The organism is Herpetosiphon llansteffanensis (assembly GCF_003205875.1).
GTDB lineage: Bacteria > Chloroflexota > Chloroflexia > Chloroflexales > Herpetosiphonaceae > Herpetosiphon > Herpetosiphon llansteffanensis.
Genome location: NZ_PUBZ01000041.1, coordinates 1 through 899, shown reverse-complemented (window position 1 = coordinate 899; position 899 = coordinate 1). Strand labels below are relative to the sequence as shown.

Sequence of the window (899 nt, the reverse complement as noted above, 5' to 3'; positions counted from 1 at the left end):
AGCCCCCGACCCCTGATCCCCAAATTCAACGTTCTTACTCAGCTTTCTGACTTTTGACTTTTGACTTCTGCTTTTGATTCTTACTCAGCATCAAGTTCTGATTCTGGCGACAAACTCTCAACAAATGCTTGAAATGAAGAGCCGCAACACGAAACGTTGTAGTACAAATCGCCCTCTTCCTCGGCCTCTAGCTCAAATTCATGATCCCAAAAATAAACCTTGCCACGTTGTTCGCCACGAATCCCCAAGCAAATTATGTTGCCACCAGGATCGCAGGCGATTGGCAACAATTCAAGTGGAATTCGGGTTTCATCGGTGTAGACTTTAATTTCATTGCGAATTTCATAGTATTCTGAAGCTGGATCTAAGGTAAAAAAGTAATGGATCATGCTTTGATCATCTGGCATCAGGCTACTATTCATATCAAAAACGGTTAGCTCAGGCTGACCGCCATTATGTTCAAGCAAAAATGCGCGGTAATCTTCGGGCAAGCGACAGCCCAACTCTTGTTCAAAGGTTGCAACTGCTTGCTCATTGGTTGGCGCAAAGCCATCAACAATCGTAATATTCATCAAATTCTCCTCAATCCTAATTAGAATTCACGAAACGTCGAAACCACGAAGCGCGCGAAGGACGCGAAGAACAATTTTTTGCCACAGATTGTTATGATGATGCTTCCCATAGCCCATAGCCCATAGCTGTGCTGGTACATCACGTTAACCACCGCCTGATCCCCTCACCCCAACCCCTCTCCCGTGGCGCGGGCGAGGGGCTTGAATCCCGTGGTTCTCCCCCAATTCCTTGGTACAAAAGAGGCTGCTCCCCCTCGCCCGCGTTCAGTGGGAGAGGGGGGTTGGGGGGTGAGGGACCATGATTGCCAATCCAATGAACCATTACAC

Annotated in this window: 1 protein-coding gene; it reads right to left on the bottom strand. The window is 47.7% G+C overall.

Annotated elements, in window-relative coordinates:
* Window positions 1-80: 80 nt before the first annotated feature.
* The gene (locus C5S61_RS02510) at window positions 81-572 is read right to left on the bottom strand and encodes an SMI1/KNR4 family protein (protein ID WP_110513545.1); all 492 of its coding nucleotides are present in this window, start codon (window positions 570-572) and stop codon (window positions 81-83) included.
* Between the last annotated feature and the right edge of the window lie 327 nt (window positions 573-899).